The following is a 21381-nucleotide window of genomic DNA, read 5'->3' as shown; positions in this document are numbered from 1 at the left end:
CTGCCCCCGGCTTTCGTAGCACTTCGATCTAGAGCTCGAGGGTTTGCATCGTAGTTGATGCGGTGGTTTGCGCAGTGSCGCCMGCGAGCTGGCGGCACTGCGCGGCGAACATGGCCGGTGGCACGTACCCGAGGGTGCTGTGCGGCCGGTGGTGGTTGTAGTCGTCGCGCCAGTTGTCGATCACGCTGCGCATGTGGCTCAGGCTGGCGAACCAGCGCTGCGACAGGCGCTCGTCGCGGAAGCGGCTGTTGAAGCTCTCGATGTAGGCGTTCTGCACCGGCTTGCCCGGTTGGATGAAGCGCAGCTCCACGCCATTCCTTGCTGCCCAGGTCTGCATCGTGCGGCCGGCGAACTCCGGACCGCTGTCGGTGCGGATCACCTTGGGCAGGCCGCGCTCGGCCTTGGCCTGGTCGAGCACGCGCGTCACGTACAACGCCGGGATGGATGTATCGGCCGTGATCTGCACGGCCTCTTTGCTGCAGTCATCCACGACCGTCAACGTCTTGACCCGCCCACCGTTGGCCAGTTCGTCGAACGCGAAGTCCATGCTCCACACCTCGTTGGGTTGCATTGGGCGCACGAGCGGCTGTCGCTCGGGCACGGGCAGCTTCTTGCGCCGGCGCTTGCGCACCATCAGGCCTTCCTCGCGGTAGACCCGGTACGTGCGCTTGACGTTGATGGCCCAGCCGTCGATCCGCCTTCGTGGCGATGTGCGCGTTCATCTGTGATTCGGCCGAAGGCTACGAGGCCGCCATGCAGGAGCACGGCGCCGAGATCCGGGGCGACATCGCCAACTACACCGACATCGCGCCGGTGCTCCAGTTCAGCGAGGTCGTCCCGTCGAGCGGTCTGATCGTTGAACGCACCAGATCGAGTCTGAAGACACCCAGGCGCTGGTATCGGCCATCTCCGGACATTGGCGAAAATCAGCTGAGGGCGGGGCCAGCCTGGCATCGTCGTGGCCACGTCGGGATGACCTGCAGCTGCAAGCGTGCAATCAAAGTCGTCGAGCCTACAGCGACACTCGGCCAGGCAAAGCATCCATCCGCCAAACTCCGCCGGATAGCATCACCTCTCACAGACTTCTACCTCATCGCCATGAAGACGTACCAGATCACCGACCTAACCTTCCTCGGCGAACTGGTCGCGGCGGTGGCGAGGGACGAGATCATGCCACGCTTCGAGCGCCTGGCCTTCGTCGATGCGCGGCAGAAGACCTCGGCCTTCGATGTCGTCACCGAGGCCGATGAACAGGCTGAAGCAGGCATCGGCTCTGCCCTGCATGCGCGGTACCCCGGCGCTTCGCTGATCGGCGAGGAGGCCACGCACCGGGATCCGTCCCTGCTCCGGTCCATCGACGCGGCCGACTTGGCGTTCATCATTGATCCCATTGACGGCACCAAAAACTTTGCCTCGGGTCTTCCTCTCTTCGGTGTGATGGTGGCTGTGACCGTCGCCGGAGAAGTCGTCGCAGGGGTGATCCACGACCCGGTGCGCCGCGCTACCGCGTACGCGATGAAGGGCGAAGGCGCGTGGCTCGACCGCCCCGACGCCGGACGGATCTCGCTCCATGTGGCGGCGCCGGTGCCCGTGTCGGAGATGCATGGCATCGTGGGCACGAACTTCCTGCCGGAGCCGATGCGCACGCAGGTCAATTCGAGACTGTCGCGGTTTGCGACGACCGCCTGGTTCAGGTGCGCGGCTCACGAGTATCGACTCGCAGCGGCCGGCGGGGTGCACACGCTCTTCTACAACAAGCTGATGCCCTGGGATCACGCCGCGGGATGGCTGCTTCACCGGGAGGCCGGCGGCTACAGCGCTCACTTTGATGGCAGCCCCTATCGTCCCTCGCATATCAGCGGCGGATTGATCTGCGCCACTGACGAGGCAAGCTTCCATGCCGCACGAGCCGCATTGCTGAAGTAGGCACCTTGCACAAGTACGAACCGGCGGCTTCAAGAGCGGGCTTCGGGTGGGCAAGGCTTGGTTGAGCGTCGGCTCCGAGGCGTCCAAATGATTGGCGCGGAGGACAGGAGTGGGTCGTCCACGGGCGCGCGGTCTCCGCGAACAGGAGACCGCGAAGCGGTCCGCCGTCGTCTCGATGCTTCCATAGCTGACGCCCGCGAACAATCGTTCACGGCTAAAGAGCTGACCGTCGGCCGATCGTCCGAAAGCAGCCATTGATGACCACGCAGTGCGCATCCTGTCTGGATGTGGATGCGCGCTCAGCGCGGCAGTCAGGTACCACCCCCGAGGAATTGGCCGAGATTGCCGTTGCGCGCGCCAGACACCGGCACGCAGCCATCCGCTGTCATGCCGTACCAGATCTTGTTTATCGCGTTGGCCTGCGTCACCGTCACGTACGCGGACGACGTGTTGATGCCTCCGGCCGATACACAAAGCACGTTCGGCTCGGTGGTCGGATCGTAGGTGCAGGCGCCGGGTCCGGTATGTAGCCCCAGCGGCTATCACGACTACGCCGATGAGAAGCGAGACGCTTGGGCCGAACTCGGCAGCCGCATCGATGACATTCTCGCGAGCGGCATCGCATACAAAGCCAACATCCTCACCCAATGCGCGGAGAACCCCAGCTCGGTCGCGCGAAATGTCGCGCGATGCTTCCCGTGCGCCGCACTGAGATCCTTTCACGAACGATTCGTGGGTTCAGAAGCCGTAGCGCGCCAGAGATGCGGCTCTGCCGCGTGAGTACCGACAACGACTAGCGACGGTCGCGTGCTTAGCCAGCACTCGACAGATCCGCGAGTGCCTCGGAGAGCCCGCGGATGCCGAATCGAATCTGCTCGGTCGTCAGGCTCGCATAGCCGATGACAAGGCCTGCGGGCCTCATGCCGTGGTGCGGCATCGATCGAGCAAAGAGTCCCGACACGGTGTGCACGCCAACGCCTCGGCGGCGCGCCGCCTCGAGCAGGGCAGGCTCGGCCTTTGGAAGGAGCCGGGGGAACCAGACCACAACATGCAGGCCCGCGGCCGCGCCTTGCACCTGCGTGTCATCGGGCAGATGCCGAGCAATGGCCTCCAACAAGGCCGTGCGTCGACGTTCGTTCTCGCGTCTGATGCGCCGTACGTGTCGCTCGTAGGCGCCGCTTTCAATCAGCGAGGCCAGCACGCGCTGCTCGAGCAAGGGGGCATGGCGGTCGGTCAGACGCTTGGCCTGACGGAAGGCCGGGACCAGCGCAGACGGCAGCACCAGGTAACCGAGCCGCATCTGCGGCGAGAAGGCCTTGGAGAACGTGCCGACGTAGATCACGCGGCCCTCGGTGTCGATCGCCTGCAGTGCGTCGATCGGCCGTTGCCCGTAACGGAACTCGCCGTCGTAATCGTCTTCGATCACCCACGCTCGCTGCTGCCTGGCCCAGTTCAGCAACGCTTGCCGCCGTGCGATCGGCAGCGTTCCGCCAAGCGGGAACTGGTGGGATGGGGTCACGTAGGCTAGACGTACCCTGGCGTCGCGGGGCAAATGGTCGGTGTCGATGCCGTGCGCGTCTACCGGTGCGGGCAGCAGCCTGGCACCGGTCGCCTCGAAGCAGCGCCGCGCCATCAGGTAGCCCGGGTCCTCGAAGACGAAGGCATCGTCCGGATCCAGCAGCACCCGCGCGCACAGATCGATGGCCTGTTGCGAGCCATGGACGATGACGATCTGCTCGGCGTTGCAGCGCAAGCCGCGCGCGCGCCCCAGGTAGCCCTGCAGTGCGCGCCGAAGCGACAAGTCGCCCTCGGGCAGCGAGTAGTACAGCCGCTGCGGCGGATTCAGTAGCGCCGCGAGGTAGGCGCGCCGCCACGCCATGGCTGGAAAATCCCGCGTGGCGATCGCGCCGTAGAGGAAGTCGATCGGGGCCGGCTCGGCGGCAGGCAGCGCCGAGAGGACCATCTTCTCGACGCGGCGCCCGAAGCTCGAGAGCGGTGCAACGGGTCGGCCGTCGCGCTCGACGGCGGCCGGAACGCTCGGTGCCAGCGTGCTGGCCACGCACGCTGCGCGTCCGGCGGACGTGACCAGGAAACCTTCCGCCGCCAATTGCTCGTACACGGCTGTGACCGTGGTGCGCGACACACCGAGTTCGGCCGCCAGCGCGCGGGTTGAAGGCGCCCGCGCCCCGAGCGGCAGGGTTCCGTCGGCAATTTGGATTCGCAGCAGGTCATAGATCCGCCGGCCCGCTCCCGTGGCACCCGGGTGCCGGGACGAAGGAGGCGTTCGAGACTGGCCCATTGAAACTCCACAAGACTGGCACTTGCGATTGTGCCGGTGACCCGGGATAGTCCCAACCAGCCACAGTGACGAAAGGCTCCCGTCTCGCCATGTACATCCCGCCCCACTTTGCCGTTGCCGACCCGGCCGTGCTTCACCGGATCATCCGCGAGCATCCGCTCGGCGTGTTGGTGACACACGGAGGCGACAGCCTCGATGCTGACCACCTTCCGTTCGAGTTCGATCCCGGCGTTGGCCCGCACGGCACCTTGACCGCGCATGTGGCCCGCGGCAACACGGTGTGGCAGCGTTGCCCCATCGGCTCGTCGGTGATGGTGATCTTCCGAGGGGCCGAGGCCTACATCTCACCCAGCTGGTACCCGAGCAAGCACGAGTCGCACCGCCAGGTGCCGACCTGGAACTACGAGGTGGTCCATGCGCATGGCACGCTCACCGTGCGCGACGACGAGCGCTTCGTGCGCGGCCTGGTGGCGCGACTGACCAGACGGCACGAAGCCGCCGAGCCGAAGCCCTGGAAGATGTCCGACTCGGCACCGGAGTACATCGACGCGCAGTTGCGCAACATCGTCGGCATCGAGATCGCCATCACGTCGTTGGTGGGCAAGTCCAAGCTCAGCCAGAACAGGGAAGCGCGCGACCGGCTCGCTGCCGCCCAGGTCCTTGGCGAGCGGGGGCATGCCGAACTGGCGTTGCGGATGCGCAGCCCAGATTGACCGAGCGATCCTGTCCCTCCTCGCCCCATGTACACCGCCACCTTCACCTTCGCCAAGCGCGAGTTCGACGATGCGTTTCACGCGCTCGACCAGGTGATCGCGCAGATCGCCAAGTCCACGCCTGGCTACCTGGGCGAGGAGAGCTGGGAGAGCCCGGCCACGGGCTTGATCTGCAACGTCTACTACTGGGCGAGCCTCAACGCCCTGCAGCAGATCATCGAGCATCCGACGCATCTGGCAGCCAAGCAGAGACAAGGTCGGTGGCTCAATGGTTACCAGGTGACCATCGCCCACGTGCTGCGGAGCTATGGCGACGGCGGTGTCGCGCACCCGATGGCGACGCGCGAAGGCGGACTATCGACGCGGCAGATGCCGCCGTCAGCCGATCGTTGACAACGGGCTCATCGAGGGAATGAAGCATGGCGTGGGTGCTGTTGATGGTGGCTGGGCTGCTCGAAGTGGGGTGAGCCATCGGGCTCAAGTACACGCAAGGGTTCACGCGTCCGCGGCCCAGCGTCTTCACCCTTGCCGCCATGGTGCTCAGCGTCGTGCTGCTGGGCATTGCCATGAAGTCGCTGCCCGTGGGGGCTTCTTATGCCGTGTGGGTGGGCATAGGTGTTGTCGGCACCGCGATCCTCGGCATGCTGCTCTTGGGTGAGCCGGGAACTGCGGGACGGTTGATGAGCCTCGGCCTGATCGTCGCCGGAATCGTCGGGCTCAAGTTGGCGAGCGTGACCTGATGCGTTGCTCGGCGCATTCGACGAGTGTGCTTCCCCGGTCGTAACCACGAACTCCAATAGGACATGAACATGACTCAACATCCCACCGACCTGAACTTGGAATCGTGGCTTGTCACGGCCGGCCGGGCCTCGGAGCTTGGCGCTCCCCTGAACGTACCGCTGGTCCCGGCATCCAACTTCATCATTGGCCAGGGGCGCGACTATTCGCGCAACGACGGCACGCCGACCTGGGAGGCACTCGAGGAGATTCTGGGAGGACTGGAATCTGGCAGAGCGGTCACCTTTGCATCGGGCATGGCTGCGATCTCCGCCGTCTTTGATCAACTGCCTGCTGGTTCCAGTGTGGTGCTGCCCGATGACTGCTATCAAGGGGTCGCCGGGCTGGTCGCCGCGGGAGCTGAACGGGGCCGGTGGTCAGTTCAACGGGTTGCATTGGACGACACCGCCGGCTGGATCCAGGCCAGCAAAACCGCTGACCTGGTGTGGCTGGAGTCGCCTTCCAACCCGCTCCTCGGCGTCGCAGATCTGGAGGCCATATGCGCAGCGCCGCGCAAACCCGGCGCTATCGTGGCCGTGGACAACACGTTCGCGACGCCCTTGAATCAGCGCCCACTGGACTTCGGCGCAACGGTGGCATTGCAGTCGGCGACCAAGTTCATTGGCGGGCATTCTGACCTGCTGGCGGGTGTGGCGACGACGAAGGACGAGGCGTTCTGGCACGCCCTGAAGAAGTCGCGCGAGTTGACGGGCGCGACGCCGGGCACGCTGGAGTGCTTTCTGGCTGTTCGAGGTGCAAGAACCATGGCACTGCGCCTGCAGCGGGCACAGCAGTCGGCGATGGTCCTCGCTGAGCGGCTGGCCGCTCACCGTGCGGTTGAACTGGCCCGGTATCCGGGCTTGGCCTCACACCCGACACATGCAACGGCCAGGCGCGTGCTCAAGGGCTTCGGGACCATCATCTCGTTCGATGTGCGGGGTGGTGCGCCGGTCGCCGATGCTGTGTGCAGGAACGTCAGGCTGATCCGGCATGCCACCAGTTTGGGGGCAGTCGAATCGACGATGGAGCGCCGCGCCGCGATCCCGGGCCAAGGCCACCTGCCGCCATCGCTGCTGCGGCTGAGCGTCGGCATCGAAGATATCGACGATCTCTGGGCCGATCTCGACAGTGCTCTGCGCGCCGCTCTCACCTGACCAGAGGCCGCCACGAGGGCGACGAGTCTCATGGCAACCATGCGTGCTCGACCGAACGTCGCCGAAGACCACTTCGCTTCCATTGCACCACCTTGGTCGAGTAGGAGCCTTGGTCAACGCCTGCAAGGTCAAGCAGCGAAGCTCTCGGCAAGATGTAGAAGCGCCACGTCGTCCGTGCGCTTGCCGACAAACATGATCCCGGTCGGGAGACCATCCTGGCGGAAGCCGTTCGGAACCGAAATCGCCGGCAGCCCCAGGAAGGGCGCGAAGTTGGTGTAGGCCCGCAAGCTCGTCGAGCCCCACCCGGGATCGCGATTCACTGCCCCTCGGGTGTGGATCGTTGGCGCGGCGGGGATGCAGAGAAAGTCGACGTGCGACCAGGTTTCCCGTTCGGTCTGGCGCTCCAGCGCCTTCAGTCGATGCAACATTGTGAAGGCGTCGACAGCAGAGAAATCAGCCGCCTTGACGATGGCGTCACGCACGACGGCGGTGTAGGTGGCGTTGGAATGCGTGCTGATGAACTCCCCTAGTACGGCGGTCCGCTCGGACATCGACGGCCCGAAGTAGGTCATGTCCGAGATCTCCTTGAAGGGCGCGTAGTCGATGGTGACCGTGGCGTAGCCAAGCGCCTGCAACTGCGCGACGCCGTGTTCATAGGCTGCCCTGGCGTAGCCGTCGCCCAGGAAGTAGTCCCCTTGAGAATCAAGGGCGCCGAAGACGGGGGCCGCCACCGGTACCGATCTCGATGCCAACTCGATCGAGTACGGATCATCTTCGTCATAGCCCCCGGCCACGGCGAGCCACGGCGGACATCGTCTGTGCAGTTGCCAGCGAGACGGTGTCGAGCGACCGGGCGCAGGGCACCACACCCGAGGCGCTCAGCAAGCCGCTCGACGGGCGGTAGCCAACGACGTTGTTGAAGCCTGCTGGATTGCGTCCCGATCCAGCCGTATCGGTGCCGAGCGAGAAGTTGACGATGCTGCAGGCCACGGCAACCGCGGAGCCGTAGCTCGATCCGCCCGAGACGTGATCCGCGCTGTACGGGTTGACCGGGCTGCCATAGACCGAGCGCATGCCCGTCAGGCCGGTCGCGAACTGGTCCAGGTTGCACCTTCCGACGAGCACGGCCCCCGCTGCGAGCAAGCGCTCCACGACGAAGGCCGTCTTGGCGGGCGTGTAGGCGAACTCGGGGCAACCAGCAGTCGTCGGCATGCCCGCGACGTCGATGTTGTCCTTCACTGCGAATGGCACGCCGTACAACGGCAGTGCTGCGCGGGCCTCCGGCGGCAGCGCGGCCAGCTCCTCTGCACGCCGCCTAAGCGCCTCGGGCGAGACGGTAGAGATGAAGATCGGATTGGCCTTGTGGTGCTCGATCCGATGCAATACCTCATCAGCGATCGTCAGCGGGTGCAGTTCCCCGGTTGCAGCCTTCCGGACTAAGACGCGGATAGTGGGTGCTAGGCTTTGATTCATGGCGGATTTCGTAGGCGTAAGGACGAAGGACATCGCACCGGCGCACAGCGCGGTGGCTCAAAGATGGCACCGGCGGGCGCTCTTGGGACTAGGAAGGTGAAAGCGCGCGGCTGTGCAGCACTCCAACCACCGTGCCAAGCGACAGCCAGAGCACCGCGGTGGTTGCAAACGAGGAGATCGCGAAGGCAGACGCCAGCTTGCCGGCGATCGACGCGAGGCGAGATATGGCCGGCGTGGCTCGGGTCAGTTTCTATGGACGCGACACGGGTGCGACGGGAAGATCAGACCGAACACATCTTGTTCGCGCATCCATTGGGCTGTTTTCCCTCGTTGAACCGCCGTCGCGCTGTCCTGTCCTGCGGGATTGCGGCCGGCCTATTGGCGCGCGTTATCGTCGTCGCGCAGCCGACCTACCCTTCTCGCCTCGTCAAGCTGGTGGTGGCAGCGCCACCCGGAGGCCCTTCGGACCTTGTCGCACGCTCACTTGCCAACGGGATGAGCGCGGCGCTTGGCCGCCCCGTGATCGTGGAGAACCGTCCAGGCGCAAGCGGAGCAATCGCGGCTGTATCGGTGGCGCGCGCCGCGCCTGACGGCCATACGCTCATGTTGTCTTGGATCGGCAATGCGACGGGACAAACGCTGCTGCGCAATCCGGGTTTCGACATCAACCGCGATTTCATTCACGTCACGCAGATCGTCTCTGGATTCAACGTCCTCATCGCGGACCCCTCCGCAGGTTTTCGTTCGCTGTCGGACCTGATCGTTGCCGCCAGGCACGACCCCGCAAGCATCGCCTATGCGAGCGCCGGCAACGGAAGCTCCGGCCATGTTGCAATGGAGATGCTCAAGCAGCGCGCGGGCATCGTCATTCGGCACGTTCCGTATCGCGGCGGCGCGCCCGCCCTGACGGATCTGCTATCGGGCCAGATCCCGCTGATGTTCATCAATCAGGACGCCGCACTGCCCTTGGTGCGGACGGCGCGTGTCGTTGCACTTGCGATCACCAGTGCGCGCCGCAATGCGCTCTTCCCAGAAGTTCCTACAGTCGCAGAGTCCGGGTTTCCCGGCTTCGAGGCAACCACCTGGGTCGGCTTGTCGGCGCCGCGAGGAACACCGACCGAGATCGTGACGGCCATCTACAGGGCCGCCATGACGGCAATCAACGGGCCGATGGCGGCACAGCAACAAGCCATCGGCGCCGAAGTGGTGGCGTCTTCACCGGCGCAATACGAAGCCTTCGTTCGCACCGAGACCGCGAAGTGGGCGCGTGTGATCAAGACTGCAGGCATCCACGCCGACGGATGATCGAAGCCACCTTGGCGTGGGATGTCGTTCTCCTCGCACCGGCCTGCGTGCGCGCGACTGCTCTCACTTGCAGTTGTAGCTCGCCGTGGCGGTAACCGGGCCGATACCGGCGTAGGTCGCCTTCTGGGGGTACACGCACAGTGGCATCGTCACGCTGCTGTCGGACGAACTGACGTCGACGCGCGTCGGTGCGATGCCTTTCTCGACCCAGTCCCGCAACGCGTTGAATAGCTCGTCGCGCCCACTCACGGGCTGCGGCAGCGGCACCTTGGTGGCGCTGAGCGGCACGTTGGTGTTCGGATCGATGGACCCGATGATCCCGAACGAGCTGTCGTGCGCGAGGCCGGGGATCAAGAGCAGCCGGTCGAACTTCTGCACTTCGCTGTTGCCCCCCATGGCGGCAGAGACTCGCGTGAAGTAGTTGATCGACCCCTGCGGCATGATCTTGTCGTCGGCCAGCCCATGGTAGGACAGTATCCTGACCCCAGCATCGCGCACGCCGCTCAAGTCCGGGTTGTCGGTGTTGATGTTGCTGAAGTACGGTTGCAGCGCAACGCCTTGGGCGAACGCGGTCGCGAGACCAGCGTAGTCGAGCACCTTCCACTTGCTGGCGCCGTTGCCGGTCGCGTTGACGAACGCAGGGCCCGCGTAGGTCGGATCCTGCAATTCCAGTGCGACCTGGTCAGTTGCGATCGGGAACGGGTTCGTGGCAGCGAGCGAGAGGCCGAGGTTGGTGCCGCGAGTCAGGCCCCACCATAGATGGTCGGCACTGCCGAGCAACGGGCTGCCGCCGTTGTCGGCCAACGGATCCGGCGTGCTGCCGTTGGCGGTCTGCCCATACCAAATCTGGTTGATCACACGTGCCTCGGCCAGGCTCAGGCACGACGCATTCCCGCTCGCTCCGGTCACGCCATTGCCGGCCACGCCGTTGCACAGCACGCCGGCGTCCTTGCTTGGATCGTAGCGGCACTGAAGCGGATCAAGCAGGAAGCCCAACCCTTGCGTGTCGCACGCCTTCACCGCCGCGCCGCTGGCGAAGTTGAGCTTGGCACCGACGATCGGAGCGCCGAGCTCGCGCTGCATCGCGACCTGCGGATAGAGCTCGGCAGTGATGAACTTGCTCCAGTTGAACGCGGGCGCACCGGCCAAGATGCCGTCGAAGTCCTTCGGATACTTCTGCGCGATCTTGTAGCCCTGGCGGCCGCCGGTCGAAAAGCCATCCCAGTACGCCCGGTCCTGAGCCACGCCGTAGTAGGCCTTGGCGAGCAACTTCGTCTTGTCGGCCAGCTCATGCATGCTGCGTTCGGCAAAGTCCTGCCACAGCACGGTGTTGATGCTCCCGTCCGGGTTCATTGCGAACGAGCCGTTGTTCAGCAGCGCGTGTCCGTGATCCGACGCGCTGAATATGTAGCCCTTCCTGAGCGCCGGAAAGAAGATGGCGCGCGAGCCGATCTGCGTGACATCCGCATGCGTCCCGCCGGCCCAGCCGCCACTGCCGAACACGCGAATGATTTTGTTCCACGATGCCGCCGCCGGGAGCCAGACTTCGATGCCGATGCCTGCCGACGTGGATGGCGCGCCCACGGGCCCTGGATTGCCCGGTCCGACGAGCAACTTGACCAGGCAGACATCCACCGGCGCGACGGGCGGCGGCGGCGTCGCCGGTGTTCCCGACAACGCGACCGGGTCGCCGGCCTTGTAGGCCTTGACCAGCGTGACGGTCGTGTTCGCATCGGGCGCGAAGGCGGTCTTCATGCTGTCATCGCAGGTGAGCAGCGCGGCTGCGGCAGGTGCCGGCGCGGAGACAGCCGGACTCGTCGAGTCGTCGCCACCACCGCAGGCGGCCAGCGGCGCGGTCAGGAGAAGCAGAAGGTGTAGGGCGCCGCGGCGCGCCCCAGAACGAAGTTCGTCCATGATTTGTCTCCGATTGTTCTGAGAATGGGTGTTGCCATCCTCATCGGAGTAGACATCGAGGACCAATGAAATCGGCGGTCTAGGTATTAGACTTACCAATACGTCCGAGAACGCATGGGACCATGCCACCCACCGCCTCTACCCTGCTCAACCGACTACTGGCGCGCGGCAAGTTTCGCCATATCCAGGTCCTGCTGAAGCTCGCAGAGCTCGGCAGCGTGCAGCGTGCGGCCGATGCCATCGGGATGACGCAGTCGTCGGCGACACAGGCGCTCGCCTACATCGAACAGCTGCTGGAGGCGCAGCTGTTCCACCGCCATGCCCGTGGGGTCCGCCCGACGCCCGCCTGCATCGACCTGCTGCCCGTGGCTCGCCAGATCATGCAGGGCATGACCGAGGGCGCGGAGATGATCGCGGCACGCCACCGTCATGGCCAGGGCGTGGTCCGTCTGGTCGCATCGGCCTCGGCGATCAATGGCATGCTGGTGAACGCGTTGACCCAGTTCAACAAACGCGTTCCCTCCGTGCAGGTTCATATGCGCGAAGCTGAAGGCGAGGATCAGTTGCTCGCGGTCGCTCGCGGCGAAGCTGATCTGGTCGCCTGTCGACAACCCTCGGTCGTCCCCGAGGGATGGCAGTTCATGCCGCTGATGGACGACGAGGTGGTGGTGGTGTGCGCAGCAGACCATCCGCTGGCGCGCCGCCGACGGGTTGACGACGCGGAATTGGCGCAACAGCTGTGGGTCATGGCGCCTGCGGGCGCGATGACACGTGAACGCTTTGACGAATTCGCGGCAGGATTGGCGAAGACGCCGCGAACGCATCCGCTCGTCACGCGGAATCTAACCCTGCTGGTACACCTCATGCAGCAGCGAGAGGCGTTGAGCATGCTGCCGCTGAGCTTTGTGCGTCACCTCATCGAAGGCCATGAGCTCGCACAGGTCAAGACCTGCGAGGCACTGCCGATGCTTCCGCTTGGACTGTTGCAACCCACGATCGAGATGAACGACGCGATGTCCCGGCTGTCCAGCTTTCTGGTGCACGCTTTGGCGCGCGATAGGCATAAAAGGCGAGCGGAGATAACCATCTGAACGCTTGCGCAGGCTGCCGCGTAGGAGGTGTCCACGGGGTGGAGTGCAACCCTCCAAAGTTCGCCGAGCCAATGCGTTGGGAAGGCGGCGTTGTCCACACGACGCCCAGACATGGCGATCACCGTGCGAATGCCGGCGCAGACTGCTGCGCTGAGGCGGTGGACTATGCGGTCAAACCGCGTATGACTCGCTCCGGACGCTGCCCCACGAACGCATCTTGCAGCAAGCGCAGAATTAGACCTTGCCGCCCGGCCCCGATCTCGTGCGGGTTCCAATAGCGGTTCGCAACGGCCATCCCGGCGGCTCGCTCCAGGTCGGCGTCGCGCGCGACGGTGTCCCTCAGCGCGACGGGGGCGACGTTGTCGCGCACCATCTCGTACAACCCCGCTTCAAGGCCGCGGCCAAGTCCGTCCCGACCGGCAAGTCTCAATGACTGTGCGGCGGCGCCAGCGGCAGCTCGAGCACGAATTCAGCGCCGCCCTGCACAGGGTTGTAGGCGCTGAGCCGCCCGCCGTGCTGCTCGACGATGCCGTAGCTGATCGACAGCCCGAGCCCGGTGCCCTTGCCCACCGGCTTGGTCGTGAAGAACGGTTCGAAGATGCGCGACAGGTGCTCCGGCAGGATGCCCGGGCCGTTGTCGCGCAGGCGCATGCGCACCAGCGCGGCGTCGCGCTCAAGCGTGAGCCAGAGCTGCGGGTGGCTCGCGGCCGGCCGTGAGGCCGCATCGACCGCGTTCTGCAACAGGTTCATCAACACCTGCTGCAGCTGCCCCGCACTGCCGATCACGACGCACGGCGGGCCGCGCCGCCAGTGCATCTCGAAGCCGGCGCCGGTGCCCTTGCGGACCCAATGGATCGCCCGTTCGATGACCTCGTTCAGATCGACGGGCGTGCGCGCCTCGGGGTCCATCGCCGAGAAGCGCTTCAGACCGCCGACGATGTCGGCGGTGCGTTGCGCGCCTTCGAGCGTGCCTTCGATCAGCGACGGCAGGTCGCCGAGCAGGTGCTCGATGCGCAGGCTCGTGCGCAGCGCCTGCAGCGCCTCTTCGCTCTGGCCCTCGTGGACGGCAGCGAGGTACTGGCGCAGCCGCTCGCTGTAGCGCGCCAGCGCGTGGACGTTGCCGAGCACGAAGCTGATCGGATTGTTCAGCTCGTGCGCGACGCCGGCCACCAGTCGGCCGAGCGAGGCCATCTTCTCGGAATGCAGCAGCTGCTGCTGCGCGAGCTTGAGCGACTCGTGCGCCGCGCGCAGCTCGTGGTAAGCACGCTTGATTTCGGCGGTGGGCCGGCCGACCAACACGGTGCCGACGCGCCGGCCGGTCGCCGCGATGCGCGGCGTGCAGTTCACGTCGACCGGCACGCTCTGGCGTTGCGCATCGGTGAGCTGCAATTCGATCGCTTCGCCGCTGCGCGATGGCTTGCTGCGGCCGAGCACCGCACGCACGCGATCGGCGCTGGGCGCATCGGCGAGCAGCTCGTAGAACGAGGTGCCGCGCAGTTCGTCGTCGCTGCGGCCGACGAGCTCGCACAGCGCGGCATTGGTCTCTTCGATACGGCCGTGCTCGTCGCAGACCACGAGCACGTCCGACATCGCCGACAGCACGCTGAAGATGAACTGCTGCGATTGCTCGAGCTCGATGTTCTTCTGCTCGAGCTGGATCTCGTCGTGCACCAGCTGCGAGTAGACCTCGTCCATCTTCTGGATGACGTCGAGCCAGGTCGATTCGTCGACCCCTTCGATCGGCCCGGTCGGCACCAGGCTCTCCAGGCTGCGGCCCGGTGGCTTGGGCGGGCGATCGTTGTCGGCCACGGTCGTGCTCAGTGCACCGTGCAGACCATGCACGGGTCGAACGAGCGCACGACATGCTGGACCGCGACCGGCGTGGTCTCGCCCTCGCGCACCGGCGTGCCGACCAGCGCCTGCTCGAGCGCGCCGGGCGTGCCGGCGCTGTCGCGCGGCGAGAAGTTCCAGGTCGTCGGCGCGACGATCTGGTAGCTGACGATCCGCCCGCGCTCGGTCTGCACCCAGTGCCCGAGGCTGCCGCGCGCTGCCTCGCTCAGGCCCACGCCGGCGCCTTCGTCCGGCAACGCAGCGGTGGCGCAGTACGGGTCGTTGACGACGAGCTGCTGCAGCCACTGCTCCATGCGCGGCACGACCAGCGCCAGTTCGAGCAGGCGTGCCAGCACGCGCGTGTAGACGGTGCCGCCGTGACGCGCGACCGCGTCGCGCACGAGCGGATGGGCCGCGGCGAGCTGGCGTGCGATCGCGCCGGTCTCGACCACCTCGCCGGCCAGGCGCGGCGCCTTGCTCCAGGTGTAGGCGCCGGGCTTGTCCGGGTCGGGCCGGGTCACGCCGGTGGCCGGGTGGCGCGGGCCGCCGGCATCGCTGAGCCAGGCGTGTGTCGCGTCCTCGCGGATCGCCGCGGCGTCGAGCGGGCACAGCGCATTCGATACCGCGTGCCAGACGCCGGGCGCGAACGCGTGCCCGCCGCCGGGCTGCGGATAGGCGCCGTAGCTGAGGTAGCGGCCGGGCCCGGGGCCGAGCGCGGCGAGGCCCGCATCGCGGGCGATCGTCAGGAACAGGCGGAAGTCGCCGCGCGTCGGATCCTGCGCGTGCCAGGCTTGGAGTTCGGCCTCGCTGCGCAGCGCGCCGACCGCCTCGAGCTTCGCGGCGAACAGCTCGCGCTCGAGAAAGCCGCGAAATTCGCGCACGCGCGCCAGCAGGCGCGTGCGCTCCGAGGCCTCGACCGGCCGCGTCGAGCCGCCGGGCTCGAGGCTTTGCGTGTGCGGCCACTTGCCGGCGAGCGTGCCCAGCAGCTCGAACCAGCGCTGGCGCGCCGCGATCGCCGCGCGCACCTGCTCGCCGGTCTGCGGCGCGAAGCGCCGTTGCGCCTCGGCGTGCCACGCCCGCGCGGCATAGACCGGGCGCGTGAAGTCGGGCATGAAGAACAGGTAGAAGTGCGTCAGGTGGTCGGCCAGGTTCTCGGTCGCCAGGATCACGTTGGTGACATGCTGGCCGTTCGGCGGCATCTCGATCCCGCCGAGGTCGGCCAGTGCGCGCGCCGACGCGACCGATTGCGAGACCGAGCAGATGCCGCAGATGCGCGGCACGATCACCAGCGCGTCGTGCGGCGCCTTGCCGTTCAGGATCTGCTCGAAGCCGCGGTACATCGGCGCGTTGACGTGGGCCGACCCGACGCGGCCGTCGGCGATCTCGAGCGTCACCTCGAGGTCGCCTTCGACGCGATTGAACGGCCCGACCAGCAGACGCGTCATGGCCGCCACATCGCTTGATCCATCACTTGATCCGCGTCTTGCGCGCGGCCGGCGCGACGACCACGTGATCGGCCGTCGCGTTGAGCTTCACGCGCCGCGGCGTCGCCGACTTCGACAGCGACGCGAGCGCGACGAACCAGGCCTTCGGCATGTCGGTCGGCAGGCCGATCGGAATGCCGGCGATCTTCGGTGTTCGATGGAACGGATGCCCGGGCTCCTGGAAGCCCGGCTCGGTGCAGCTGATGCAGGCGTATCCGCCGCGCGTGCAGGAACCCTCGCCGTTCCAGAGCCGCGTGTTGCAGTCGGCATGCGCCTGCGTGCCCTTGCACCCCATGTGCTCCATCATGCAGCCGAGGTCGGAGGGCTTCTCGGCGCTGGCCTTGAACTCGTAGTACTCGTTGCGCGTGCAGCCGTGGTGCACCAGCTGGTCGGCGTAGAAGCGCGGGCGGGCCAGCGTGTCGAGGTCGGCCGGATGCATCGTGTCGGCGGCGAGCGCCATCAGCGTGTCGGTGACCCAGCCGGGGTGCGTCGGGCAGCCGGCGACATTGATCACCGGCAGACCGCTGCCCGAACGGAATGCGGCGCCCAGCAGGCCGCCGGGGCGATCATCGTCGTACTGCAGGCCGCAGGCATCGGTCGGGTTTTCGCCGCCCGCGGTGATGCCGCCCCAGGCCGCACAGCTGCCGATCGCGACGACGTGGCGCGCCTTCGCGGCCAGGCGCCGCACCCACTCGATCATCGGCAGCCCGGTGCCGGCGAGCACATGGAAGCGGCCCGTGCCGTTCGGCCCGCGCAGCAGCGAGCCCTCGACGCACAGCGCATCGACGCGCAGCGTGCCGTCGAGCACGGCAGCCAGCATCTCGGCCACCTCGCTCCCGCTCGCGAGAGACAGCGACGGATGCCACAGCAGGTTGATGCCGGCGTCTCGAAGCTGGCCGTGGAAGTCGGTCGTGTCAGCGCACAGCAGCGACATGCTGCAGCCGCCGCAGCCGCCCGATTGCAGCCACAGCACGTTCAGCGCCGAACCGGTGTCTTCGATCGCGTCCATCGCGTCACCCTTCGAGTCCGAAGCGCTGCATCTTGCCGCGCAGCCCGACACGCGACAGCCCGAGCTCCTTGGCCGCGCGCGTCTTGTTCCAGCGGTGGCGCAGCAGCGTCTCGCGCAGCACCATGGCCTCGATCACGTCGAGCCGCTCGCCGAGCGTGCCGCTGGCAGGGAGCGGCGCGGCGTGCCCGTTCAGCGCGGCCGAGCGGCCGGCCTGGCCGTGCAGCACGCGTTTCGAGAACGCCTGCGCCTCGACCCGATCGCCCTCGCCGAGCGCGATCGCGCGCGCCAGCTCGTTGCGCAGCTCGCGCACGTTGCCGGGCCACGGGTAACCCATCAGGCAGGCCATCGCTTCGTCGCTGATCGTGATGCCGCTGCGGCCGAGCTCTTGGCCGACCTCGCCGAGCAGGCGCAAGACGATCGGCCCGATGTCGCCCGGGCGCTCGCGCAGCGGCGGCACCGTCAGCGCGACGCCGGCGATGCGGTAATAGAGGTCTTCGCGGAACAGCCCCTCGCGCACGCGCTGCTCGAGGTCGCGATGCGTCGCGGCGATCACGCGCACGTCGACCGGCACCGGGCGCGCGCCGCCGACCGGCCGGACCTCGCCCTCCTGCAGCACGCGCAGCAGCCGCACCTGGAATGCCGCCGAGGTCTCGCCGATCTCGTCGAGGAAGACCGTGCCGCGATGCGCGCGCTGGAACAGCCCCGGATGATCTTCGTACGCGCCGGTGAACGAGCCGCGCTTGTGGCCGAACAGTTCCGACTCGAGCAGCGTGTCGGGGATCGCCGCGCAGTTCTCGACCACGAACGGGGCACCCGCGCGCGGGCTCGCGTAGTGCATCGCACGCGCCAGCAGCTCCTTGCCGCTGCCGGACTCGCCGAGCACCAGCACGCTCAGGTCGTAGCGCGCGACGCGCGCGGCCATCTCGCAGACGCCGTCGAGCGGGCTGCCCGGCGCGCGCTCGATGCGGTCGAAGTCGAACACCCGGCGCGCCCGATCGAGCTTGTGCGCCGCGCGCTGACGCAGCACCGGCGTGCTGGTGCGCAGCTCGACGTCGAGGCGGTTCATCTCGCGCTGCAGCGTTTGCGCCTCGGCGGCGGTGCGCACGGTGCCGAGCAGGTGATCGGGCGCCCAGGGCTTCAGGATGTACTGGTAGATGCCGGCGTCGTTGATGCCGGCGATGATGTCTTCGGAGTCGGTGTAGCCCGAGATCACGATGCGCACCGTGTCGGGCCAGCGCTCGCGCACCTCCTTCAGGAACACGACGCCGGTCAGGCCCGGCATGCGCTGGTCGCACAGGATCACGCTGACCTCGTGGCGTTCGAGCTGGGCGCGCGCTTCGTCGGCGTTGCTCGCGGTGAGCACCGCGAAGTCTTCGTCGAGCGTGCGGCGGATCGCGTCCTGCGAACGGACCTCGTCGTCGACGACGAGCACGCGCGGCAGCTCGAGCACGGCACTCATGGCCCTCTCGACCCGTCGTCGACGCGAAAGCCCGGCTCGCGGTGCAGCGCGAGGTGGCGCGGCGTGAACGCATGCGGCAGCTTGTGGACGAAGTGGTAGCGCGCCACGTGGTAGCTCGGGTCGAAGCCGTAGAAATTGCGGTGCATGCGGGTGAGTTCGTCGTTGCGGTGCTCGGCCAGCGGACGCCGCGCCTGGTCGGCGATGCGAGCGGCCTGCTTGCGTGCGATCCGCTCCGGCAGATTGTGCGTCAGCGCCAGCGCCAGCGCGTCGGTGATCGCCCCGAGCTCGAAGCGATCCGGGCTCATGTCGACGCAGCGATCGATCAGGTTCATGCGCCGGGCCGCGCTGGCCGACAGCGGCAGGCGGCGCTGCATCAGCGAGCGCGCACCCTCGGGGCCGAGCCGGCGCGGCAGCAGGTAGGTCCAGTATTCCGAACCGTAGAGGTTGCCCATGTTCTTGTAGTGCGGGTTCAGCACGACGCCGCGATGCGCCCACACCTCGTCGGCCGCGAGCGCGAGGAACGCACCGCCCGCGCCGGCGTTGCCGCGCAGCACGGCGACCGTGAGCCGCTCGGTCATCGTGATCAGTTCGAGCACGACATCGTTCATCGCGTTGATGTTGCGCCACGACTCGTCGGCCGCGCTGTCGCCGGCGCGGTGCGCCGCGGCCTCGATGCAGTTCAGGTGGATGCCGTTGCTGAAGAAGTCGCGCCCGCCGAGCAGGAGCAGCACGCAGGTGTCGCGCTGCCCGACCTCGCGCAGCGCCGCGAGCAGGCGCCGGCACTGCGCGGTCGACATCGCGCCGTTGTGGAAGTCGAACGACAGACAGCCGACGCGCGCGCCCGCCGGGCCGATCTCGCGGTAGCGCAGTTCGCCCCATTCGTCGTCGGATCGTTCGAGCGGCGCCGGCCGGTCGGGCAGCGCGGCGGCCTGTTCCGCGAATGCGAGCGCGGCCGGCAGCTTGAACGCTGCACCGTCGCCGCAGGCCGCGGCAGTGCGCGCCTGGCCGATCCACACGGCGCCGTCGGCGGTGCGCCGCAACAGTGCGCCGTCGCGCCGAGCGATCACGTCGCCGGGTGCCGCAGGCGGCAGCGACGCGACGACGGCCGCGGTCGCCGCGTGGCCGTCGCCGAGGTGGCAGGGTTGGCCGAACAGCGCGTCGGCGACGCCCGGCTGGCCATCGGCGCTGCGCAGCTTCGCGAGCACGCGCGAGGTGGTGTCGCGCTGCCAGTCGATGCGGCGCGCGGATTGCGCCATCGCCGCACGCCATGCCTGCGCAACTGGCGGCAGCGGCGCCGCAGCGACCGCGCGAAGCTCGCCGCCCTCGGCGTAGCGCGCCACCGCACGCAGCGTCGCTGCGACCGCCGCTTCGGTCACCTCGCGGCGATACAGGCTGCCCTTGGCGGCCTCGCGCATCTCGAACGCGCCGTGATCGCAGACCGGGCCGGCGTCGAACTCGCCATCGGCCTGCAGGACCGTGACGCCCCACTGCGCGGCGCCGTCGAGCACGGCCCAGTCGAGCGCGGCCGGCCCGCGGTCGCCGGGCGGGCCCGGGTGCACGACCAGGCAGACGGTGCCGCGCCAGACCGAGTCCGGAATGCGCCGCTTCAGGAACGGCGCGATCAGCAACTGCGGCCTGAACATGGCGACCGCCTCTTCGGTCACGCGATCGGCGATGTCGAGCTCGACCGAGACGCGGTGGCCGAGCGCGCCGAGCTCGACGAACAGGCGCTGCGTCAGGCTGTTGAAGCTGTGGCACAGCAACAGGATTCGCAGCGGCGCCGGCAAAGCCTGTGCGTTCACCGCCGGGCCTTCTCAGCAGATGCGCGGCAGCTGCTCGCCGCTGAGCCAGTCGACAACGCGGCAGCCGCCGAAGCGCGTTTCCATCTGGACAAAGTGGTGCGGGTCTTCGGTGACGCTGCCGATGCGAACCGCGCGGCCGCCGAGCGGGTGCGCGCGCATCGCGGCGAGCACCGCCGCGGCGTGCTCGGGTGCGCAGACGGCGACCAGCTTGCCTTCGTTCGCGACGTACAGCGGATCGAGGCCGAGCAGCTCGCAGGCCGCGTCGACCTGCGGCAGCACGGGAATGGCGGCCTCGTCGAGCCTCATGCCGACACCGGACTGGCGCGAGATCTCGTTCAGCGTGGTCGCGAGGCCGCCGCGCGTCGGATCGCGCAGCACGCGCACCGCACCGGGCGCTGCGTCGAGCATCGCGGCCACCAGCGTGTGCAGCGCCGCGCTGTCGGATTCGATCGTGGTCTCGAACTCGAGCGACTCGCGCTTCGAGAGCACCGCGACACCATGCTCGCCGATCGTGCCCGAGAGCAGCACCGCGTCGCCGGGCCGCGCGTTCGCGCCGCCGATGTCCACGCCGCGCGGCACGACGCCGATGCCGGTCGTGCTGATGAACACGCCGTCGCCCTTGCCCTTCTCGACGACCTTGGTGTCGCCGGTGACGATGGGCACGCCGGCCGCACGCGAGGCCGCAGCCATCGACTCGACGATGCGCTTCAGCTCCGCGAGCGGGAAGCCCTCTTCGATGATGAAGCTCGCCGCCAGGTACAACGGCCGCGCGCCGCACATCGCGACATCGTTGACGGTGCCGTGCACGCTCAGGCTGCCGACGTCGCCTCCGGGGAAGAACAGCGGCGAGACCACATGGCCGTCGGTCGCCATGACGAGACGATGCCCCGCCGGCACCTCGAACGCGGCGCCGTCGTTGCCCTGGCGCAGGCCCTCGCTGTCGAACGCCGCGATGAACAGCTCCTCGATCAGCTGCGCCGCGGCGCGCCCGCCGGCGCCGTGGCCCATGTCGATGCGGCCGTTGCGGATGTCGAGCGGACGCAGATAGTTCTTGCGCGCGGTGGTCATGCGGCCACCTCCACCACCCTCGCGCCAGCGGTACGCGCATTGCGGTCGATGGCTCGGCCCCATTGCGCTGGTCGATC

General features: G+C 67.6%; 18 protein-coding genes and 1 pseudogene. 8 read left to right on the top strand and 11 right to left on the bottom strand.

Going from position 1 to position 21381, the window contains the following annotated elements:
* Positions 1 to 28: 28 nt before the first annotated feature.
* On the bottom strand, positions 29 to 679 hold the full coding sequence (locus AC1DTW_RS14500) for an IS3 family transposase (protein WP_477981911.1): 651 nt from the start codon (positions 677 to 679) through the stop codon (positions 29 to 31).
* Positions 680 to 708: 29 nt separating this feature from the next.
* Between AC1DTW_RS14500 and AC1DTW_RS14495 the strand changes: the two are divergent.
* Positions 709 to 825, top strand: a pseudogene (locus AC1DTW_RS14495) (EthD domain-containing protein); the annotation flags it as partial.
* Positions 826 to 1098: 273 nt separating this feature from the next.
* The gene (locus AC1DTW_RS14490) at positions 1099 to 1926 is read left to right on the top strand and encodes an inositol monophosphatase family protein (protein WP_477981909.1); all 828 of its coding nucleotides are present in this window, start codon (positions 1099 to 1101) and stop codon (positions 1924 to 1926) included.
* A gap of 811 nt (positions 1927 to 2737) precedes the next feature.
* Here the strand turns inward: AC1DTW_RS14490 and pdxR are convergent.
* Positions 2738 to 4225 carry a MocR-like pyridoxine biosynthesis transcription factor PdxR gene (pdxR, locus tag AC1DTW_RS14485; RefSeq protein ID WP_477981877.1) on the bottom strand — a complete coding sequence of 496 codons (1488 nt, stop codon included), beginning with the start codon at positions 4223 to 4225 and terminating at the stop codon, positions 2738 to 2740.
* An 89-nt stretch (positions 4226 to 4314) separates the two neighbouring features.
* On the opposite strand from pdxR, the gene AC1DTW_RS14480 reads away from it, so the two are divergent.
* From AC1DTW_RS14480 to AC1DTW_RS14465, 4 genes are all read left to right on the top strand, one after another.
* Positions 4315 to 4938, top strand: coding sequence for an FMN-binding negative transcriptional regulator (locus tag AC1DTW_RS14480; RefSeq protein ID WP_477981875.1), 624 nt, complete (start codon positions 4315 to 4317; stop codon positions 4936 to 4938).
* 27 nt (positions 4939 to 4965) lie between these two features.
* Positions 4966 to 5331: an antibiotic biosynthesis monooxygenase family protein gene (locus AC1DTW_RS14475; RefSeq protein WP_477981874.1), complete on the top strand. Its 366-nt coding sequence runs from the start codon at positions 4966 to 4968 to the stop codon at positions 5329 to 5331.
* A gap of 77 nt (positions 5332 to 5408) precedes the next feature.
* Positions 5409 to 5678, top strand: a complete 270-nt coding sequence (locus AC1DTW_RS14470; protein ID WP_477981907.1) for a DMT family transporter — start codon at positions 5409 to 5411, stop codon at positions 5676 to 5678.
* 69 nt (positions 5679 to 5747) lie between these two features.
* Positions 5748 to 6869, top strand: coding sequence for a trans-sulfuration enzyme family protein (locus tag AC1DTW_RS14465; RefSeq protein ID WP_477981873.1), 1122 nt, complete (start codon positions 5748 to 5750; stop codon positions 6867 to 6869).
* 128 nt (positions 6870 to 6997) lie between these two features.
* Here AC1DTW_RS14465 and AC1DTW_RS14460 read toward each other — a convergent pair whose 3' ends face one another.
* Together AC1DTW_RS14460 and AC1DTW_RS14455 are read right to left on the bottom strand one after the other, a co-directional pair.
* Complete coding sequence (locus tag AC1DTW_RS14460; RefSeq protein WP_477981872.1) at positions 6998 to 7663, bottom strand: amidase family protein; 666 nt, start codon at positions 7661 to 7663, stop codon at positions 6998 to 7000.
* Positions 7647 to 8342 (bottom strand): amidase family protein, encoded by a 696-nt coding sequence (locus AC1DTW_RS14455; RefSeq protein ID WP_477981871.1) that lies wholly within the window; start codon positions 8340 to 8342, stop codon positions 7647 to 7649. The genes AC1DTW_RS14460 and AC1DTW_RS14455 overlap by 17 nt, the downstream gene beginning before the upstream one ends.
* A 297-nt stretch (positions 8343 to 8639) precedes the next feature.
* Between AC1DTW_RS14455 and AC1DTW_RS14450 the strand changes: the two genes are divergently transcribed.
* Entirely contained in the window at positions 8640 to 9647 is a 1008-nt protein-coding gene (locus tag AC1DTW_RS14450) for a Bug family tripartite tricarboxylate transporter substrate binding protein (RefSeq protein ID WP_477981870.1), read from the top strand.
* 63 nt (positions 9648 to 9710) lie between these two features.
* On the opposite strand, the gene AC1DTW_RS14445 is transcribed toward AC1DTW_RS14450, so the two are convergent.
* Complete coding sequence (locus AC1DTW_RS14445; protein ID WP_477981869.1) at positions 9711 to 11561, bottom strand: tannase/feruloyl esterase family alpha/beta hydrolase; 1851 nt, start codon at positions 11559 to 11561, stop codon at positions 9711 to 9713.
* Between the two features lie 122 nt (positions 11562 to 11683).
* Here AC1DTW_RS14445 and AC1DTW_RS14440 point away from each other — a divergent pair, with 122 nt between their 5' ends.
* Positions 11684 to 12652: a LysR family transcriptional regulator gene (locus tag AC1DTW_RS14440; protein ID WP_477981868.1), complete on the top strand. Its 969-nt coding sequence runs from the start codon at positions 11684 to 11686 to the stop codon at positions 12650 to 12652.
* A 426-nt stretch (positions 12653 to 13078) separates the two neighbouring features.
* On the opposite strand, the gene AC1DTW_RS14435 is transcribed toward AC1DTW_RS14440, so the two are convergent.
* From AC1DTW_RS14435 to hypE, 6 genes are read right to left on the bottom strand one after another with little or no spacing between them, the layout of a single operon-like run.
* Positions 13079 to 14461: a sensor histidine kinase gene (locus AC1DTW_RS14435; protein ID WP_477981867.1), complete on the bottom strand. Its 1383-nt coding sequence runs from the start codon at positions 14459 to 14461 to the stop codon at positions 13079 to 13081.
* Between the two features lie 8 nt (positions 14462 to 14469).
* Positions 14470 to 15927: a nickel-dependent hydrogenase large subunit gene (locus tag AC1DTW_RS14430; RefSeq protein ID WP_477981866.1), complete on the bottom strand. Its 1458-nt coding sequence runs from the start codon at positions 15925 to 15927 to the stop codon at positions 14470 to 14472.
* A 22-nt stretch (positions 15928 to 15949) separates the two neighbouring features.
* Positions 15950 to 16975 carry an NADH-quinone oxidoreductase subunit B family protein gene (locus tag AC1DTW_RS14425; protein WP_477981865.1) on the bottom strand — a complete coding sequence of 342 codons (1026 nt, stop codon included), beginning with the start codon at positions 16973 to 16975 and terminating at the stop codon, positions 15950 to 15952.
* 4 nt (positions 16976 to 16979) lie between these two features.
* Positions 16980 to 18434 (bottom strand): sigma-54-dependent transcriptional regulator, encoded by a 1455-nt coding sequence (locus AC1DTW_RS14420; protein ID WP_477981864.1) that lies wholly within the window; start codon positions 18432 to 18434, stop codon positions 16980 to 16982.
* Positions 18431 to 20236 (bottom strand): enoyl-CoA hydratase-related protein, encoded by a 1806-nt coding sequence (locus tag AC1DTW_RS14415; RefSeq protein ID WP_477981863.1) that lies wholly within the window; start codon positions 20234 to 20236, stop codon positions 18431 to 18433. Before AC1DTW_RS14415 ends, AC1DTW_RS14420 begins: the two co-directional genes overlap by 4 nt.
* A 12-nt stretch (positions 20237 to 20248) precedes the next feature.
* A complete protein-coding gene (hypE, locus tag AC1DTW_RS14410) occupies positions 20249 to 21304 on the bottom strand; it encodes a hydrogenase expression/formation protein HypE (protein WP_477981862.1) in 1056 nt (351 codons plus the stop codon).
* Positions 21305 to 21381: the final 77 nt, after the last annotated feature.

It is taken from the genome of Rhizobacter sp. P5_A1 (assembly GCF_056400745.1).
The sequence above is the reverse complement of the archived record's forward strand: the minus strand, read 5'-3'. Positions and strand labels throughout refer to the sequence as shown.

Bases quoted from the DNA above. Each gene is read 5' to 3' on its own strand.
- AC1DTW_RS14480 (WP_477981875.1), top strand. From the start codon at position 4,315: ATGTACATCCCGCCCCACTTTGCCGTTGCCGACCCGGCCGTGCTTCAC.
- AC1DTW_RS14455 (WP_477981871.1), bottom strand. From the start codon at position 8,342: ATGAATCAAAGCCTAGCACCCACTATCCGCGTCTTAGTCCGGAAGGCT.
- hypE (WP_477981862.1), bottom strand. From the start codon at position 21,304: ATGACCACCGCGCGCAAGAACTATCTGCGTCCGCTCGACATCCGCAAC.
- AC1DTW_RS14420 (WP_477981864.1), bottom strand. From the start codon at position 18,434: ATGAGTGCCGTGCTCGAGCTGCCGCGCGTGCTCGTCGTCGACGACGAG.
- pdxR (WP_477981877.1), bottom strand. From the start codon at position 4,225: ATGGGCCAGTCTCGAACGCCTCCTTCGTCCCGGCACCCGGGTGCCACG.
- AC1DTW_RS14430 (WP_477981866.1), bottom strand. From the start codon at position 15,927: ATGACGCGTCTGCTGGTCGGGCCGTTCAATCGCGTCGAAGGCGACCTC.
- AC1DTW_RS14475 (WP_477981874.1), top strand. From the start codon at position 4,966: ATGTACACCGCCACCTTCACCTTCGCCAAGCGCGAGTTCGACGATGCG.
- AC1DTW_RS14465 (WP_477981873.1), top strand. From the start codon at position 5,748: ATGACTCAACATCCCACCGACCTGAACTTGGAATCGTGGCTTGTCACG.
- AC1DTW_RS14440 (WP_477981868.1), top strand. From the start codon at position 11,684: ATGCCACCCACCGCCTCTACCCTGCTCAACCGACTACTGGCGCGCGGC.
- AC1DTW_RS14425 (WP_477981865.1), bottom strand. From the start codon at position 16,975: ATGGACGCGATCGAAGACACCGGTTCGGCGCTGAACGTGCTGTGGCTG.
- AC1DTW_RS14445 (WP_477981869.1), bottom strand. From the start codon at position 11,561: ATGGACGAACTTCGTTCTGGGGCGCGCCGCGGCGCCCTACACCTTCTG.
- AC1DTW_RS14490 (WP_477981909.1), top strand. From the start codon at position 1,099: ATGAAGACGTACCAGATCACCGACCTAACCTTCCTCGGCGAACTGGTC.